Raw genomic sequence first — 15884 nt, forward strand, 5'->3', positions numbered from 1 at the left:
CACGGCTGAACGGTTACTTGCCGCGACGCCGCAGCCAGGCTTGCCCCTGCGTCTTCGCCAGATCGACCAGATCCTCCATTGCCACCTGCATGTCGATCAGGTGCAGGCCCCAGCTCGGCACCACCTGGCCGCCCACCATCACGTCGCCGTTGATTGTATCGGTGCGCGGATCAGATGGATCGGCTTTGATGCCCACCGAAAGCACGTTGGCGTTCTCGCGGTTCATGCACTCACCGCTGAGCAGGCCGGGCAGGGCGACGAACGGCATGTAAATGTTGCGGCCCTTGGCCCATTTCGGTGCCGGTGTGCCGTTGTCCACAATGCCGGTGCGGTTGACCATCAGCGGGCGCAGCGGGGCACGGCCGCCGGCCAGGGCTGCGGGGTTGGTGCAGGCTACCGCCATACCCGGTGCGGCTTCGCGCGGACGGCCGAACAGGCTGGCCGGCGGCACCGGCATGGTGTCGCGGAAGCTCACCCAGGCGACGACGCATCCGGTCTGCGTGGCGGAGCGGCACAGTGGGGTGGATTTCAGATCGCCGCCCACATCTGCGCCCTGCGGCACCAGCAGATTGTGGCCAGCCAGATAGGCGGCGATGATCTGCTTGGCGACGGGCTTGCCTTCGATCTCGGTCTGCACCAGCGCCTTAAGCACGCCGCTGCCCTGGCTGTGGCCGATCAGGATGACGCCGCGGCCCTTGTTGTCATGCTTCATGTAATCGGCGAAGGCGGCCGACACGTCGCGCAGGCCCATGGCGGGATCAGCGGCAACCGGCTTGCCCATCATGCGATCGCGCAGCGTGGCCAAGGTGACTTGCCGGTACAGTGGCGCGAACACCCGGCAGCCCTGGCGGAACGGTGCCGCCTGGGCCTGGGCCACGCCGATCTCGGCCGGATCGGCGGTCATGTCACTGTTGGGCGTCGGGTCCGTGGATACGGTGGGATAGACGTAGAAACAGTCGATCTTGGGCTTCTTGGCGGCCGGCAGCATGTCCAGCGTGACCACCGCATCGGCTGTTACACGCGAGGTGCTGGCGTCCCCGCTGCACGGGTCCTTGGCGCCGGGCCGGCACAGCCAGCTGGCAGGATTGCGATAATCGGGTGCGGGCGCGGGCTGGGCGAAGGTCGGCGCGGCGAGGAGGGCGAGCAGGGGGAGGAGGTGCAGCTTCATGCCTGCATCCTGAACCAGTTCGCCACCCCGACGCAAGCCGGGGTGGCGGTGGTTGATGCAGCTTATTTCCAGCCGTCCTTCAGCACGGGCGACACCTCTTCGCCCATCTTTTCCAGCACTTCGATGATGCGTTCGCGGCCCGCATCATTCTGCGCCCAGAACATAGGGCCGCCGCGATAGACCGGCCAGCCATAGCCGTTGATCCAGACGATATCGATGTCGCTGGCGCGCTGGGCCTTGCCTTCGGCAAGGATGCGCGCGCCTTCGTTCACCATGGGGAACAGGCAGCGTTCCAGGATTTCCTGATCGTCGATGGTGCGGCGGTTGATGCCCCTTTCCACGGCATAGGCATCGATGATGGCCAGCGCTTCGGGGTTGGGCGTGCGGTTGCGGTTTTCATCGTAAACGTAAAAACCCTTGCCGTTCTTCTGGCCGCGCAGGCCCGCCTCGCACAGCCGGTCGCGCACGCTTTCGCCCTTCGACGTTTCGGCGTTCCAGCCAATGTCGAGGCCAGCCAGGTCGCTCATCTGGAACGGGCCCATCGGGAAACCGAAATCGGTCAGCACGCGATCGATATCGGCCGGGGCGGCGCCTTCCAGCATCAACAGATTTGCCTGTTGCTGGCGGCGGCTGAGCATGCGGTTGCCGATGAAGCCGTGGCACACGCCGGCCACCACAGCGATCTTGCCGGTTGCCTTGCCCATCGCCATCGCGGTGGCCAGCACTTGCGGATCCGTCTTGGCGCCGCGCACCACTTCCAGCAGGCGCATAACGTTGGCCGGCGAGAAATAGTGCATGCCCACAACGCTTTCTGGGCGCGACGTGGCCGAAGCGATTTCGTCCACATCCAGATAGCTGGTGTTGCTGGCGAGGATCGCGCCGGACTTGGCGATCTTGTCGAGCTTGCCGAAGATGTCCTTCTTGATCGCCATATTCTCGAACACGGCTTCGATGATCAGGTCGCAATCGGCCAGATCCTCCATGTTCAGCGTCGGGGTCAGCCGGCCCATGCGGGCTTCGACCTCTTCCATGCTGAAACGGCCCTTCTTGGCGCTGTTCTCGTAATTCTTGCGGATCACGCCGACACCGCGATCGAGCGCCTCCTGCTTCATCTCGACGATGGTGACCGGGATGCCGACCGACAGGAAGTTCATCGAAATACCGCCGCCCATGGTGCCGGCGCCGATCACGCCAACCTTCTTCACGGGCAACGGCTGCATGTCGGCAGGCAGGCCATCGATCTTGGCGGCGGCGCGTTCGGCGAAGAAGACATGGCGCTGGGCCGCCGATTGCAGCCCGGTCATCAGCTTCATGAATTCGCTGCGTTCGACCTTCAGGCCCTCCTCGAACGGCAGGGCGACCGCCGCCTCGATGCACTTGATGTTGGCTTCGGGTGCGTCAAAACCCTTGAACGCCTTGGCATTGGCCTTGCGCACGTCGGCGAAGAACGGCGCCAGATTGGCCGTGCTGCCGCCCAACTTGCTGTTGTCGTCGCGCACCTTCTTCAGCGGGCGGCCTTCGGCTAGAACCTTGCGGGCGAAGGCGACAGCGCCGGCGGTCAGATCACCGTCCACCACTTCGTCCACCAGCCCGGTGGCCAGCGCATCCTTGGCGCCCATCTGCGCGCCGCTGGTCACCATTTCGGTGGCCTTCTTCGCGCCAACGATGCGCGGCAGTCGCTGCGTGCCGCCGGCACCGGGCAGCAGGCCCAGCTTCACTTCCGGCAGACCGAATTTGGCCTTGGCATCGCTCACCCGGTAATGCGCGCACAGCGCCACTTCCAGGCCGCCGCCCAGGGCGGTGCCGTGGATGGCGGCGATGACGGGGACGGGCGAACTTTCCATGGCATCCTGCACGGCCGGCAGTGACGCGCCGCGCGGCGGCTTGCCGAATTCGGAAATGTCGGCACCGGCAATGAAGGTGCGGCCGGCGCAGACCAGCACGGCGGCTTTCACCGCAGAATCAGCGGCGATCGCGGCGAACGCCCCGGCCAGGCCATCGCGCACATCGGCGGAAAGCGCGTTGACCGGTGGCGAATTGACCGTGACGATGGCGATTTCACCGTCCTTTGCGAGATCGACGACGGTGTTGATGGCGGTCATGGCGGTTTTCTCCCCGATTATTGGCCTGTTGTGGATTGTTAGCATCACTTCGGCGCGATTGCAGCCTTGTGGATAGGCCAGTGTTTGCGTAGTTTCACCAGCGATGGCGATGAAACTGACCTTGCAACAGATGATAACGCGCGCCGCGCTGCCGGCGGTGTGCGTGGCTGTCGCCAGTTATTTTTCGTTCCATGCCGTGTCTGGCCCCACCGGCTATGTCGCGTGGCGCGAATACAAGGTGCAGCGTTCGAAACTGCAACAGGCCGTGCAAACCAGCGAGGAACAGCAGGCCGCATTGCAGCGCCGGCTCGTGCTGCTTGATCCGCGCCATGTCGATCCCGATCTGGCCGATGAACTGGTGCGCCGCAACCTCGATCTGGTGAAGCCAGACGAGGTGATCGTGCCGCTCCCGCAGGCCCAGTCGGCGGGCAATTGATCAACGCCGCAGCAGGCTGCGACCGCCAGATTATTCCCTGAATTTTGTTGCGACTAACCGTTCTGGCACCTTGGGCTGGATAGGGGCTTTTCGGCGCGGGTGCGACATTTTATACCTGTCAGGTACCGCCAGTGAAAGGTGATTATCTTGGCACGCAGCACGGGCCGCAAGGCCGCATCCGCCCCGCCGATTCCGAACTGGCCGCGGCCTGATGAACCGGAACGGTTCGTCGCCTCACGTGATCAGCTGCTGGAAATGTACCGCCAGATGGTGCTGATCCGGCGGTTCGAGGAACGCGCTGGCCAGTTGTATGGCATGGGCCAGATCGGCGGCTTCTGTCACCTCTATATCGGCCAGGAAGCCGTGGTGGTGGGCCTGCAGGCCGAGCTGATCAAGGGCGATAGCATCATCACCGGCTATCGTGATCACGGCCACATGCTGGCCTGCGGCATCAGTTCCAAGGCGGTGATGGCGGAATTGACCGGCCGCGCAGCCGGGATCAGCGGCGGCAAGGGCGGTTCGATGCACATGTTCAGCGTTGAACATGGCTTCTTCGGTGGCCACGGCATCGTGGCGGCGCAGGTGCCGTTGGGCGCCGGCTTGGGTTTTGCCCACAAATATAAGAATGATGGCCATATCGCCGTGACCTATTTTGGCGACGGTGCTTCCAACCAGGGCCAGGTCTATGAAAGCTTCAACATGGCCGAGCTGTGGAAGCTGCCGGTAATCTTCGTGATCGAGAACAACCAATATGCCATGGGCACATCGGTGAACCGCGCCAGTTCGGAAGACCAGCTCTATCGCCGCGGCGAAAGCTTCCGCGTGCCGGGCCTGCAGGTGGACGGCATGGATGTGCTGGCCGTGCGCGGTGCCGCGAAGCTGGCGGTGGAATGGGTGCGCGGCGGCAAAGGGCCATTGCTGCTGGAAATGAAGACCTATCGTTATCGCGGCCATTCGATGAGCGACCCGGCAAAATATCGCAGCCGCGACGAAGTGCAGGCAATGCGCGAGAAGAGCGACCCGATCGAAGGGCTGAAGAAGCTGATCCTGGAAGGTGGCCATGCCGACGAAGCCGCGTTGAAAGCCATCGACCGCGACGTGCGCGATGAAGTGGCCGAAGCCGCGGACTTTGCCTTGGAAACGCCCGAGCCGGCGCTCGCCGAACTCCACACCGACGTGTTGTTGGGAACCTATTGATGCCGCAGATTCTTCTCCCCGCCATGTCGCCCACCATGGAAGAGGGCACGCTGGCCAAGTGGCTGGTTGCCGTGGGCGATGTGGTCAAACCCGGCGACGTGATCGCCGAAATCGAGACCGACAAGGCGACGATGGAACTGGAGTCCGACGACGGCGGCACGGTGACGGCGCTGCTCGTGGCGGGCGGTTCCGAAGGCGTGAAGGTCGGCACGCCGATCATCAACATCGCCGGGGAGGATGAAGCGGAAACGCCGGCCGCGGCTCCCGCTCCCAAGGCCACCATGGAGGAACCGAAGGCCGTTTCGCTTCCTGAACGGGAGACGCCGGGCGATGACAATGCCCCGGTCGCTGCCGCGCCCGCTCCCGATATCGCCCCAGGACCCACCCGCCGCCAGACCGTGCGCGAAGCCCTGCGCGATGCCATGGCCGAAGAAATGCGGACCGATCAAACCTTGTTCGTGATGGGCGAGGAAGTCGCCGAATATCAGGGCGCCTACAAGGTGACGCAGGGCCTGCTGGAGGAATTCGGCGGCAGCCGCGTGATCGATACGCCGATCACCGAATATGGGTTTGCCGGCCTGGGCACGGGCGCGGCGATGGGCGGTCTGAAGCCCATCGTGGAGTTCATGACCTTCAATTTCGCCATGCAGGCCATTGATCACATCATCAATTCGGCGGCGAAAACGCTCTACATGTCGGGCGGCCAGATGCGCTGCCCCGTCGTGTTCCGCGGCCCCAACGGCGCTGCCAGCCGCGTGGGCGCCCAGCACAGCCAGAATTACGGGCCGTGGTATGCAAGCGTGCCCGGCCTGATCGTGCTTGCGCCCTACAGCGCCGATGATGCCAAGGGCCTGCTGAAAGCCGCGATCCGCAGCCCCGATCCGGTCGTCTTCCTTGAAAATGAGCTGCTCTATGGTCAGAGCTTCGATGTGCCTGAAGGCGATCATGTCGTCCCCATCGGCAAGGCGCGCATCGTCAAGGCCGGCACGGATGTGACGCTGGTAAGCTACTCCATCGGCGTGGGCGTGGCTTTGCAGGCCGCCGAAACGCTGGCCGGGCTCGGCATCAATGCCGAGGTGATCGATCTGCGCACGCTGCGTCCGATGGATACCGCCACGGTGCTGGCCTCCTTGAAGAAAACCAACCGCATGGTTGTGGTGGAAGAAGGCTGGCCGACCTGTTCGATCGCATCGGAAATCATGGCGGTGGTGATGGAAAAGGGCTTCGACGATCTCGATGCGCCGGTGCTGCGGGTGACCAACGTCGATGTGCCGCTGCCCTATGCTGCCAATCTTGAAAAGGCGGCGCTGCTGAAGGCGGAAGACGTCGTCACCGCCGCTCGCACTGTCTGTTACAAGTGAGCGGCACGATGAAACCCTCTGGGCAAACCCGTGTCGCCGTGATGATCGATGGCAGTTATTTCAACCGCGTATCGACCTTCTACAAGTTCGAGCACAATGTTGGCCGGCGCCTGTCGCTGTCCGGCTTGATGGATTTTATCCGTATCGCCGCCGCCGACATGGAGGAAGTGTCGCGCAATCGCTGCCGGGTGGTGGAGGCGCATTATTTCCGCGGCCGTTACACGCTGCGCGACCTGGAAGACCGGGCGCGCAACGCCAGTTTCGTCGAGGAATCGCTGCGCAACGACCGGGTGTTCGATCAGATCCTGGCCGCCAGCAACATCACGCCGCACTTCACCCGCATCGACACCAACAGCGAACCGCCCAAGGAACAGGGCATCGATGTGTGGCTGGCGCTGGAGGCCTTCGATCTGGCGGTGAGTGATCGCTGCGACGTGGTGGCCCTGGTGGCTGGCGACGGCGATTTCGTGCCGCTGGTGAAGAAGATCAACGCCATCGGCAAGCGCGCGCTGGTGGTGGCGTGGAGCATGAAATCCGAAGCCGGCACACAGGTGCGTTTTTCCGGGCCGCTCGCGGGCGCGGCCGCCTATTTCCTCGACATGGCCGACCTGATCGACAACCCGGACGACGAGGAACAGCGCGCTCTGGTTGATCAGCTTTTTGTGGACAATTGATCATGGCTATTGATGTGACCATGCCCGCCCTGTCGCCCACCATGGAAGTGGGCACGCTGGCCAAATGGCATGTGAAGCCCGGTGACACGGTGAAATCCGGCGACATCATCGCCGAGATCGAAACCGACAAGGCCACAATGGAAGTGGAAGCCGTGGACGAAGGCACGGTGATCGAACTGGCGGTGCCGGAAGGCCTGGAGAATGTGCCGGTGGGCACGGTGATCCTGCGCCTGGCCGGGGAAGGGGAGGCGGCTGCGCCCGCGCCGAAGGCCGCGCCTGCTCCTGCTCCTGTGGCGGCACCTGCAACGGTTGCAGCACCGGCTCCGGTTGCAGCCCCGGCTGCGCCTGCACCAGCAGGCGACCGCGTCATCGCCAGCCCGCTCGCCCGGCGCATCGCTGAAATGAAAGGCGTGGACCTCGCCAGTATTGCCGGCAGCGGCCCACGCGGCCGCATCGTGCGCGCCGATGTGGTAGCGTCCAGCGGCAAGCCCGTCGCTGCCACTGCCCCCGCGCCCGTTGTTGCGGCACCGGCTCCGGTTGCAGCAACCGCTCCAGCTGCGCCTGTTACCAGCGACATTCCCCACACACTGGAAAAGCTCGGCAATGTCCGCAAGGTCATCGCCCGCCGCCTGACCGAAGCCAAACAGTCGATCCCCCACATCTACCTGACGCTCGATGTCGAACTGGATGCGCTGCTGAAATTGCGCGGCGAATTCAACAAGGCGCTGGAACCCCGCGGCATCAAGGTCAGCGTCAACGATCTCGTCATCAAGGCGCTGGCACTGGGCCTGCGCCAGGTGCCCAAATGCAACGTGTCGTTCGCAGGCGACAATCTGCTGGTTTATGATCGCGCCGACATCTCGGTCGCCGTCGCCGCGCCGTCGGGCCTGATCACGCCGATCATCGTGGGCGCAGATGGCAAGGCGGTCAGCCAGATCGCCAGTGAAATGAAGGCGCTCGCCGAAAAGGCCCGTGCCGGCAAGTTGCAGCCGCACGAATATCAGGGCGGCACCGCCAGCCTGTCCAACCTCGGCATGTTTGGCATCAAGCAGTTCGATGCCGTGATCAACCCACCGCAGGCGATGATCCTGGCCGTGGGTGCGGGCGAGAAGCGCGCCGTGGTGAAGGGTGACGCGCTGGCCATCGCCACAGTGATGACCATCACCGGCAGCTTTGACCATCGCGCCATCGACGGGGCAGACGGGGCGGCGCTGATGAGCGCGGTCAAGGCGCTGATCGAAAGCCCACTGGGGCTGGTCGCATGAGCACCACCCACGATCTCGTCATCCTCGGGTCCGGCCCCGGCGGCTATGTGGCCGCCATCCGCGCGGCTCAGCTCGGCATGAGTGTCGCCATCGTCGAGCGGGAGCGCCTGGGTGGCATCTGCCTCAACTGGGGCTGCATCCCGACCAAGGCGCTGCTGCGGACGAGCGAAATCTACCACTATATCACCCACGCCGATGCCTATGGGCTGAGTGTGGAGAAGCCGTCGTTTGACTTGAAGAAGGTCACCGACCGTTCCCGCAAAGTGGCGGCCCAATTGAACAGCGGTGTGAAATCGCTGATGAAGAAGAACAAGATCGAGGTGGTTGAAGGGCAGGGGCGGTTGACCGGGGCCACAACGGTTTCCGTCACCACCGCCAATGGCGAGCGGGTGCTGACGGGCAAGAATGTCATCGTCGCCACCGGTGCCCGCGCCCGCGATCTGCCGGGCGTGGAGGCCGACGGCAACCGCGTGTGGACCTATCGCCACGCCATGGTGCCGCCGGTGATGCCGACCAAGCTGCTGGTGATCGGATCGGGCGCGATCGGTGTCGAATTCGCCAGTTTCTACAGCTATATGGGCGCGCATGTGACCGTGGTCGAAATGCTGGATCGCATCCTGCCGGTGGAAGACGAGGAGGTTTCGGCCTTCGCGCAGAAGGCGCTCACCAAGCAGGGCATGACCATTGTGACCGGCGCCAAGGTGTCGGACGTGACGCCCGGCCCTGAAGGCGTGAAAGCCACCATCACCACGGCCGACGCCAAGGCGAGCACCGACAGCTACAGCCATGTCATCGTTGCCATCGGCATCGTGCCCAATACCGAGAATATCGGCCTGGAGGCGCTGGGTGTCGCCACCAACCGTGGCCATATCGTGACCGATGGCATGTGCCAGACCAACGTGCCCGGCCTTTATGCCATCGGCGACGTGACGGCCCCGCCCTGGCTTGCCCACAAGGCTAGCCATGAAGGCATTATTGCTGTCGAACATATCGCCGGCGGCCATCCCCACGCGATGGACGTCGCCCGCATTCCGGGCTGCACCTATGCCCGCCCGCAGGTGGCCAGCATCGGGTTGACCGAAGCCAAGGCGAAAGCCGCCGGCCACACGGTGCGCGTTGGCAAATTCCCGTTCATCGGCAATGGCAAGGCTATCGCACTGGGCGAAGCGGAAGGCTTCGTGAAGACCGTGTTTGATGCCACCACAGGCCAATTGCTGGGTGCGCACATGGTGGGCGCCGAGGTGACCGAGTTGATCCAGGGCTATGCCATCGCCATGGGCCTGGAAGCGACGGAGGCAGAGTTGATGCACACCATCTTCCCGCATCCGACACTCAGCGAAATGATGCACGAAAGCGTGCTCGACGCCTACGGCCGGGCGCTGCACTACTGATGAGCCTGCTGGCGGGCTTTGTTCTGGCCGCCGCCGGCACCGCCAGTCTCATGCCGCCGGGCTGGAGCGTGTTGTGCCCGCCCAAGTCCCGTCCCGATGAGATCGTGGTGTGTGCTGACCGTGAGCCAGCCCAATCGCCCTATCGCGCCCCGCTGCCGGTGTTGCGGGATATTGGTGAGCGCGGCACTGCCAGTGTATCGGCCGAACGCAACAAGTTGATGGGGCCGGATGTCGGCACCGCCGGCACGTGCTCGGGAACCTGGGGCCCAGCGGGGCCGTTCGGATGCAAGTATAATGAGTTCAAGAACAACGCGAATCAGGCCGCCGGAAGCAGTGACCCGCGCGGCCGGGCCTATCGCGAACCGCACTAGCTGCGGCAGCCTGCCGCAGGTGAAAGTGACAGAAGTGCAATCTTTCGCCTTGCAAACAAGACCAAATCAATCTTATATTTGATACAACGGCGCGGCCCAAGGCAACTGCCCTTGTCGAAGGCCAAGCTGCTGCGGGCGTATCCGGCACTCCCCCCTGTTTGTGTCGGATACGCCCGTTTCGCGTTTCAGGCCGATTTCAGCACGGTCACATTCTCTTCTTCCCAATCCACGGACAGCGCTTCGAACTTGCCGCTTTCGTGATTCAGCACGCGCAGCACGCCTTCTGCTATATCGAACAGCGCCCCTTGCAGGTGCAGTTCGCCGGCCGCTTCGGCGACGGCGATGAAGGGGAAGCTGCGCAGATTGTCGATGGAAAGCCGGATGGCGGCCAGTTCGAGCGCGCTGCAGGCATCGATATCGGGTGACAGCTGCGCCGCGGCGCGGATGGTATCGCGTGCCGGCGCAATCTGGCTCATCCAGCGTTTGATGAAGCCGCCTTCACCCGGCGCCGCGTCATCGAACGTGCCTTCAATGCTGGCCTTGATGCCGCCGCAACGCGCGTGGCCCAGAACCAATATATGATGCACTTTCAATTGGGTAACGGCGTACTCGATGGCGGCCGACGTGCTGTGCTGCCCGTGCGTCGGATCGGGATCGAAGGGCGGCACCAGATTGGCCACGTTGCGCACCACGAACATCTGGCCGGGTTCGGTATCGAACACGCGGGTGGGGTCCACCCGGCTGTCGGAACAGGCGATCACCAACACGCCTGGTGCCTGGCCCTTGTCGGCCAGGGCGTCGTACCGGCGGCGCTGTTCCTGATAGGCGCCGGTGCGAAACCGGCGATAGCCTTCGAGCAGGGCCTTGAATTCGGGCATCTTGTCCTCCGCAATGCTGCGTTAATGTTGGAACGAGTATCTCAGCATCTGCGAGGGCTGCCAACCTGTTTCCAAACGAAGCAGGCTGGCGGCCCTTACGTTTGAGCGTGATCAGTTGAGGGTAAGGCGTATGCGTTTTGCTGTCCGTTATCGCGAAGATGCCCCGGTTCGGGTCGCTGTGGGGGCGCTGGTCCTGCTCGCCCTTGCCATCGGGTTGACCTATTTCTTCCACACGGCGGATGCCGGCAGGTTCGGTTTCGGCACGGCACTGGCATGGGCACTGGCGATGCTGGGCCTGGCGGTTTTGTTAATTGTCGTGCTGCTGATGCGGGATTCACGGCCAACCGTGCGGCTTGGCCTGGATGGCCTGCTGGATCGGCGCTGGTCAACCAAGCCGATTGGCTGGAGCAACATTGCCGAATTTGATCCGGTGCACTGGTTCGGCATCCCGGCGGTGCGCTTGCGCCTGGTTGATCCGGAGCTCAATCCGCCGGCCAGCCTGTTTGCACGGCTCGCCCGTGCCATCGGATTGGTTGCACATGATGATGTGCTGGTGCTCGGGCTTGATTGCACGGCAGACGCGCTGGCGACACGCATCCTGGGGATTGGCACGGCGGCTATTGAGGCGGCGGAGGAGGCCGAGGCTTGGGCGGCGGGCAGCGAGTATGCCGCACCACCGCATGGCTGATCTGCACAACTGACCGGTTGTTCGAGATGCCCCTGGTCGCTATCAGATGGGCATGAGCGAGCCTGTCCTTGATCTTCCCCTCACGCCGTCTGGCCTGCCGCGCAAGCCGGACTGGATCCGGGTGAAGGCGCCCACCTCCAAGGCCTACAACGAGACGCGGGCGCTGATGCGGTCGCTGAAGCTCAACACCGTGTGCGAGGAAGCCGCCTGCCCGAACATCGGGGAATGCTGGAGCCAGAAGCACGCCACCGTGATGATCCTGGGTGATACCTGCACCCGCGCCTGCGCCTTCTGCAACGTGAAGACCGGGATGCCGAACAAGGTGGACGCGACCGAGCCCGGCCATGTTGCCGAAGCGGCCGCCAAGCTGGGCCTGGAACATATCGTCATCACCTCGGTGGACCGCGATGATCTGCCGGATGGCGGCGCCAGCCAGTTCGTGAAGGTGATCCAGGAACTGCGCCGGCAGACACCGAGCACCACGATCGAGATCCTCACGCCCGATTTCCGCAACAAGATGGACCGGGCGGTGGAGATGATCGTCGAGGCCGGGCCGGACGTGTACAATCACAATCTGGAAACCGTGCCGCGGTTGTACCCAACGATCCGGCCGGGTGCGCGCTATTACCATTCGCTGCGCCTGCTCGATAAGGTGAAGCAGCTTTCGCCGACAATCTTCACCAAGTCCGGCCTGATGGTGGGGCTTGGCGAGACGCCGCTGGAACTGCACCAGGTGTTTGACGACATGCGCTCGGCCGGGGTCGATTTCCTAACGGTGGGCCAGTATCTGCAGCCGACGCCGCGCCATGCCAAGGTGATGGAATTCGTGCCGCCGGTCACCTTCCAGACCTATGCCGCTGTTGCCCGCTCCAAGGGCTTTCTGCTGGTGGCGGCCTCGCCGCTGACCCGGTCGAGCTATCACGCCGGCCGGGATTTTGCCGAGATGCAGGCGCGGCGCCGTGCTGCCGTGCCAAAGTCCTTCGGGGCCTGATGCCCAAGCATCGCGAAGTGCGCCGGCTGCCGTGGTCGGCCGCCGAAATGTTCGATCTGGTCGCCGATATCGGCCGCTATCCGGAGTTCCTGCCGTGGGTGCAGGGCATGCGGGTGGGGCCGGAGCGGGATGGTGTCGTGGTGGCCGACATGATCGTGGGTTTCCGCATGATCCGCGAGAAATTCACCAGCCGGGTGACGCTGGATCGGCCACGGACGGTTCATGTTGAGTATCTCGACGGGCCGATGAAGCATCTGTTTAACGACTGGACGTTCAGGGACGCGCCGGGTGGCGGCTGCGAGATTGATTTCGCGGTCGATTTCGAATTCCGCAACCGCGCCTTTGAGGCGTTGGCGGGCATGTTCTTCACGCAGGCGTTCGAAAAGATGGTGGGCGCGTTCGTTGCGCGCGCGCAGGCGCTGTACGGGCCGCGATAGATAAACTGCCGCGTCGCCCCGGACTTGATCCGGGGCCCCGCTTCAAACTTTGATGCAGTCGGCGCTACGGACGAAGCAGTTCCAGCGCAACCAGCGCCGCCTCTCGCCGCACCTCGGCGCGGCCCACATCGCCGAACTGGCGGGTATCGGCGACCACCATTTCCGGATCTTCGCCGCACACGGCGCGCGCGAACACCACCATGCCCACCGGCTTGTTGGCGGTGGCGCCGCCCGGCCCGGCGATGCCGGTGATGGAAACGGCAACATCGGCATTGCTGTGCTTCAGTGCGCCCAGCGCCATGGCCCAGGCGGTGGCGACGGACACGGCGCCAAAGGTGGCCAGTACGTCTTCCGAAACGCCGAGCATCTCCATCTTGGCTTCGTTCGAATAGGTGACGAAGCCGCGATCGAACACGTCCGACGATCCGGCGATTTCGGTGAGAGCAGCCGCGACCATACCGCCGGTGCAGCTTTCAGCGGTGGCGACGCGGCGGCCGGCGGCGCGGTTTTCAGCGAGCACGGTTTCGGCCAGCGCGATGAGATCGGGAGTCATGCCGAGTGCTCCGGCAGGCGCACGCTGGCCATGGCTTGGGCTGCGATACCTTCCTGGCGGCCAGTGAAGCCCAATTTCTCGGTGGTGGTGGCCTTCACGCTGACGCGGTCGATGCCCAGCCCGAGGATTTCGGCGATGCGCGTCCGCATGGCGTCGCGGTGCGGGCCGACTTTGGGGCGCTCGCAGATCAGGGTGACATCGACGTGATCGATGAGGCCGCCACGTTCGCGCACGAGGGTGGCGGCATGCGCCAGGAATTGATCGGACGCCGCGCCGCGCCAGCGTTCGTCGCTCGGCGGGAAATGATCGCCGATATCGCCGGCCGCAATGGTGCCGAGCAGCGCATCGGTGAGCGCGTGCAGGCCGGCATCGGCATCGCTGTGGCCGATCAGGCCATGATCATGCGGCACCTTGATGCCGCACAGCCAGACGTGATCGCCGGGGCCGAACTTGTGCACATCAAAGCCGGAGGCGGCGCGGGAGCTATAGGTGGTCATCGCCTCGGCTTTGGCAAAATCGGCCGGCTCCGTCACCTTGAAAGCGCGTTCGTCTCCCGGCGTGATTGCCACACGCAGCCCGGCGGCCAGCGCAATCGCCACTTCGTCGGTGGCGCCGGACGCTGCGGCACGGTGCGCAGCGAGGATGGCGGGGGTGCGGAAGGCCTGCGGCGTCTGCACCCGCCAGAGAGAGTCGCGGACAACACTGCCGGAAAAACGGCCATCCTCGCCGCGGCGCAGGCTGTCGACCTGGGGCAGGGCAGGGCAGGCGCCGTCCACGTCATCATCAAAGGCCGCCACCAGCGCATCGATCACCGCATCCGGAACGAAGGCGCGGGCCGCATCATGCACCAGCACGATGTCGGGCGGATCAGCGGCCAGCGCTTCCAACCCGGCAAGCACGCTCTCTTGTCGCGTCGCGCCGCCAACAATGGGTTCGGACAGGCCAAGCCCGGCCACCGCCTCATCATACAGCGCCCGGCATTCCGGGTTGATCACCACGCTCACACCGGTGATGGCGGGGTGCCCCAGCAACCGCTTCACCGCATGCCGCAACAAGGGCTGGCCGGCCACAGCGCGATATTGTTTCGGCACGCCGCCGCCGGCTCTAAGGCCGGCACCGGCCGCAACGATGATGGCGTGGATCCGCATGGCTTGCCGCATAAAGCCCGGTCGCCTTGCCGGAAAGGCCCAATCTGCGCTATGGGCCGCGCGCAATGAGCCTTATCGCCCCCATCCAGATCGGTCCCAACCGCATCGATGTGCCCGTGATCCTGGCACCGATGACCGGCGTGACCGACATGCCGTTCCGGACGCTGGTCAAGCGGTTCGGCGCCGGCTTGACCGTGACCGAGATGATTGCATCGGAAGCAATGATCCGCGAGACGCGGCAGAGCATCCAGAAAGCCGCCTGGCACCCGTGCGAGGAGCCCGTCTCCATGCAATTGGCCGGATGCGAGCCGGAACGCATGGCAGAAGCCGCCAAGCTCAACGAGCAGAAGGGCGCGGCGATCATCGACATCAACATGGGCTGCCCGGTGAAGAAGGTGGTCAACGGCCACGCCGGATCGTCTTTGATGCGCGATCTGCCGCTGGCGACGCAGCTTATTCGCGCCACGGTGAAGGCGGTGAAGCTGCCGGTGACGCTGAAGATGCGCATGGGCTGGGATCACAACAGCCTGAACGCACCGGAACTGGCGCGCATTGCCGAAGGCGAAGGCGTGCACCTGATCACCGTGCATGGCCGCACTCGCTGCCAGCTCTACAGCGGCACCGCCGATTGGGCCTTCGTGCGCAGCGTGAAGGACTCCGTGAAGCTGCCGGTGATCGTCAATGGCGACATCTGCTCGATCGAGGATGCCAAGACGGCGCTGCTGCAAAGCGGTGCGGACGGCGTGATGATCGGGCGCGGTGCCTATGGCAAGCCGTGGCTGATCGGCCAGGTGATGGCCGCGCTGACGGGCCATGACGTGCCGGCGGACCCCACGTTGGCGCAGCAGCATGCGCTGGTGAAGGAGCATTATGCGCTGATGCTTGATCTTTATGGCGAGCTGAACGGCGTGAATATCGCCCGCAAGCAGCTGGGCTGGTACACCAAAGGGCTGCACGACAGCGCAGTGTTCCGCAACAAGGTGAATTTCGTGCCTGACAGCGCCACCGTGCTGGCGATGATCGACCAGTTTTACGAGGCCCAGGCCAGCCTGCCACCGCGCCCGGCGGCACTCGCGGCGTAACCTGTCGCAGATCTTCTGTCGCATCGGGGCAACGCTATGGCGCTGCACTGTGTTCCTAAAGACACAATGGCAGGTTATGCTGGGGCTCTGTGACGGTCGAATCACCCATTTCTGAATCCGTGCCGATGCGCCGGCGGCGTGG

16 protein-coding genes are annotated in these 15884 nt (G+C 64.2%); 11 read left to right on the plus strand and 5 right to left on the minus strand.

Annotation, left to right across the window (positions count from 1 at the left end; genetic code table 11):
• Nucleotides 1-13: 13 nt before the first annotated feature.
• Both G566_RS0101095 and G566_RS0101100 read right to left on the minus strand, forming a co-directional pair.
• Nucleotides 14-1168, minus strand: coding sequence for a DUF3089 domain-containing protein (locus G566_RS0101095; RefSeq protein WP_022678835.1), 1155 nt, complete (start codon nucleotides 1166-1168; stop codon nucleotides 14-16).
• Between the two features lie 62 nt (nucleotides 1169-1230).
• Nucleotides 1231-3270, minus strand: coding sequence for a 3-hydroxyacyl-CoA dehydrogenase NAD-binding domain-containing protein (locus G566_RS0101100; protein WP_022678836.1), 2040 nt, complete (start codon nucleotides 3268-3270; stop codon nucleotides 1231-1233).
• A 109-nt stretch (nucleotides 3271-3379) separates the two neighbouring features.
• On the opposite strand from G566_RS0101100, the gene G566_RS0101105 reads away from it, so the two are divergent.
• The 7 genes from G566_RS0101105 to G566_RS0101135 all read left to right on the plus strand — a co-directional run bounded on the left by G566_RS0101105 (nucleotide 3380) and on the right by G566_RS0101135 (nucleotide 9965).
• A complete protein-coding gene (locus tag G566_RS0101105) occupies nucleotides 3380-3706 on the plus strand; it encodes an FtsB family cell division protein (protein ID WP_169522732.1) in 327 nt (108 codons plus the stop codon).
• A 147-nt stretch (nucleotides 3707-3853) separates the two neighbouring features.
• On the plus strand, nucleotides 3854-4903 hold the full coding sequence (pdhA, locus tag G566_RS0101110) for a pyruvate dehydrogenase (acetyl-transferring) E1 component subunit alpha (RefSeq protein WP_029131102.1): 1050 nt from the start codon (nucleotides 3854-3856) through the stop codon (nucleotides 4901-4903).
• The gene (locus G566_RS0101115) at nucleotides 4903-6264 is read left to right on the plus strand and encodes a pyruvate dehydrogenase complex E1 component subunit beta (RefSeq protein WP_022678839.1); all 1362 of its coding nucleotides are present in this window, start codon (nucleotides 4903-4905) and stop codon (nucleotides 6262-6264) included. Before pdhA ends, G566_RS0101115 begins: the two co-directional genes overlap by 1 nt.
• A gap of 8 nt (nucleotides 6265-6272) precedes the next feature.
• A complete protein-coding gene (locus G566_RS13100) occupies nucleotides 6273-6938 on the plus strand; it encodes an NYN domain-containing protein (protein WP_156874383.1) in 666 nt (221 codons plus the stop codon).
• A gap of 2 nt (nucleotides 6939-6940) precedes the next feature.
• The gene (locus tag G566_RS0101125) at nucleotides 6941-8203 is read left to right on the plus strand and encodes a pyruvate dehydrogenase complex dihydrolipoamide acetyltransferase (protein WP_022678841.1); all 1263 of its coding nucleotides are present in this window, start codon (nucleotides 6941-6943) and stop codon (nucleotides 8201-8203) included.
• A complete protein-coding gene (gene lpdA / locus G566_RS0101130) occupies nucleotides 8200-9594 on the plus strand; it encodes a dihydrolipoyl dehydrogenase (RefSeq protein WP_022678842.1) in 1395 nt (464 codons plus the stop codon). The genes G566_RS0101125 and lpdA overlap by 4 nt, the downstream gene beginning before the upstream one ends.
• A complete protein-coding gene (locus G566_RS0101135; RefSeq protein ID WP_022678843.1) occupies nucleotides 9594-9965 on the plus strand; it encodes a hypothetical protein in 372 nt (123 codons plus the stop codon). The genes lpdA and G566_RS0101135 overlap by 1 nt, the downstream gene beginning before the upstream one ends.
• A gap of 185 nt (nucleotides 9966-10150) precedes the next feature.
• Here G566_RS0101135 and G566_RS0101140 read toward each other — a convergent pair whose 3' ends face one another.
• Nucleotides 10151-10843, minus strand: coding sequence for a carbonic anhydrase (locus tag G566_RS0101140; protein WP_022678844.1), 693 nt, complete (start codon nucleotides 10841-10843; stop codon nucleotides 10151-10153).
• Between the two features lie 130 nt (nucleotides 10844-10973).
• Between G566_RS0101140 and G566_RS0101145 the strand changes: the two genes are divergently transcribed.
• The 3 genes from G566_RS0101145 to G566_RS0101155 are packed head-to-tail and all read left to right on the plus strand — an operon-like array spanning nucleotide 10974 to nucleotide 12959.
• Nucleotides 10974-11531, plus strand: coding sequence for a hypothetical protein (locus tag G566_RS0101145; protein ID WP_022678845.1), 558 nt, complete (start codon nucleotides 10974-10976; stop codon nucleotides 11529-11531).
• A gap of 52 nt (nucleotides 11532-11583) precedes the next feature.
• Nucleotides 11584-12522, plus strand: coding sequence for a lipoyl synthase (lipA, locus tag G566_RS0101150; RefSeq protein ID WP_029131104.1), 939 nt, complete (start codon nucleotides 11584-11586; stop codon nucleotides 12520-12522).
• On the plus strand, nucleotides 12522-12959 hold the full coding sequence (locus tag G566_RS0101155) for a type II toxin-antitoxin system RatA family toxin (protein WP_022678847.1): 438 nt from the start codon (nucleotides 12522-12524) through the stop codon (nucleotides 12957-12959). Before lipA ends, G566_RS0101155 begins: the two co-directional genes overlap by 1 nt.
• Before the next feature lie 64 nt (nucleotides 12960-13023).
• Here the strand turns inward: G566_RS0101155 and G566_RS0101160 are convergent, their stop codons facing one another.
• Nucleotides 13024-13512 carry a CinA family protein gene (locus G566_RS0101160; protein WP_022678848.1) on the minus strand — a complete coding sequence of 163 codons (489 nt, stop codon included), beginning with the start codon at nucleotides 13510-13512 and terminating at the stop codon, nucleotides 13024-13026.
• Entirely contained in the window at nucleotides 13509-14660 is a 1152-nt protein-coding gene (locus G566_RS0101165) for a bifunctional 2-C-methyl-D-erythritol 4-phosphate cytidylyltransferase/2-C-methyl-D-erythritol 2,4-cyclodiphosphate synthase (protein WP_029131105.1), read from the minus strand. The genes G566_RS0101160 and G566_RS0101165 overlap by 4 nt, the downstream gene beginning before the upstream one ends.
• 65 nt (nucleotides 14661-14725) lie before the next feature.
• Here G566_RS0101165 and dusB point away from each other — a divergent pair, with 65 nt between their 5' ends.
• Nucleotides 14726-15742, plus strand: a complete 1017-nt coding sequence (gene dusB, locus G566_RS0101170) for a tRNA dihydrouridine synthase DusB (RefSeq protein ID WP_029131106.1) — start codon at nucleotides 14726-14728, stop codon at nucleotides 15740-15742.
• The last annotated feature ends 142 nt before the right edge of the window (nucleotides 15743-15884 follow it).

Source organism: Sandarakinorhabdus limnophila DSM 17366 (genome assembly GCF_000420765.1).
Taxonomy (GTDB): domain Bacteria; phylum Pseudomonadota; class Alphaproteobacteria; order Sphingomonadales; family Sphingomonadaceae; genus Sandarakinorhabdus; species Sandarakinorhabdus limnophila.

Excerpts from the sequence above, each read along its gene's own strand:
- G566_RS0101095 (WP_022678835.1), bottom strand. The coding sequence starts at position 1,168 with ATGAAGCTGCACCTCCTCCCCCTGCTCGCCCTCCTCGCCGCGCCGACC.
- G566_RS0101100 (WP_022678836.1), bottom strand. The coding sequence starts at position 3,270 with ATGACCGCCATCAACACCGTCGTCGATCTCGCAAAGGACGGTGAAATC.
- G566_RS0101105 (WP_169522732.1), top strand. The coding sequence starts at position 3,380 with ATGAAACTGACCTTGCAACAGATGATAACGCGCGCCGCGCTGCCGGCG.
- G566_RS0101115 (WP_022678839.1), top strand. The coding sequence starts at position 4,903 with ATGCCGCAGATTCTTCTCCCCGCCATGTCGCCCACCATGGAAGAGGGC.
- G566_RS13100 (WP_156874383.1), top strand. The coding sequence starts at position 6,273 with ATGAAACCCTCTGGGCAAACCCGTGTCGCCGTGATGATCGATGGCAGT.
- G566_RS0101125 (WP_022678841.1), top strand. The coding sequence starts at position 6,941 with ATGGCTATTGATGTGACCATGCCCGCCCTGTCGCCCACCATGGAAGTG.
- lpdA (WP_022678842.1), top strand. The coding sequence starts at position 8,200 with ATGAGCACCACCCACGATCTCGTCATCCTCGGGTCCGGCCCCGGCGGC.
- G566_RS0101135 (WP_022678843.1), top strand. The coding sequence starts at position 9,594 with ATGAGCCTGCTGGCGGGCTTTGTTCTGGCCGCCGCCGGCACCGCCAGT.
- G566_RS0101140 (WP_022678844.1), bottom strand. The coding sequence starts at position 10,843 with ATGCCCGAATTCAAGGCCCTGCTCGAAGGCTATCGCCGGTTTCGCACC.
- G566_RS0101145 (WP_022678845.1), top strand. The coding sequence starts at position 10,974 with ATGCGTTTTGCTGTCCGTTATCGCGAAGATGCCCCGGTTCGGGTCGCT.
- lipA (WP_029131104.1), top strand. The coding sequence starts at position 11,584 with ATGAGCGAGCCTGTCCTTGATCTTCCCCTCACGCCGTCTGGCCTGCCG.
- G566_RS0101155 (WP_022678847.1), top strand. The coding sequence starts at position 12,522 with ATGCCCAAGCATCGCGAAGTGCGCCGGCTGCCGTGGTCGGCCGCCGAA.
- G566_RS0101160 (WP_022678848.1), bottom strand. The coding sequence starts at position 13,512 with ATGACTCCCGATCTCATCGCGCTGGCCGAAACCGTGCTCGCTGAAAAC.
- G566_RS0101165 (WP_029131105.1), bottom strand. The coding sequence starts at position 14,660 with ATGCGGATCCACGCCATCATCGTTGCGGCCGGTGCCGGCCTTAGAGCC.
- dusB (WP_029131106.1), top strand. The coding sequence starts at position 14,726 with ATGAGCCTTATCGCCCCCATCCAGATCGGTCCCAACCGCATCGATGTG.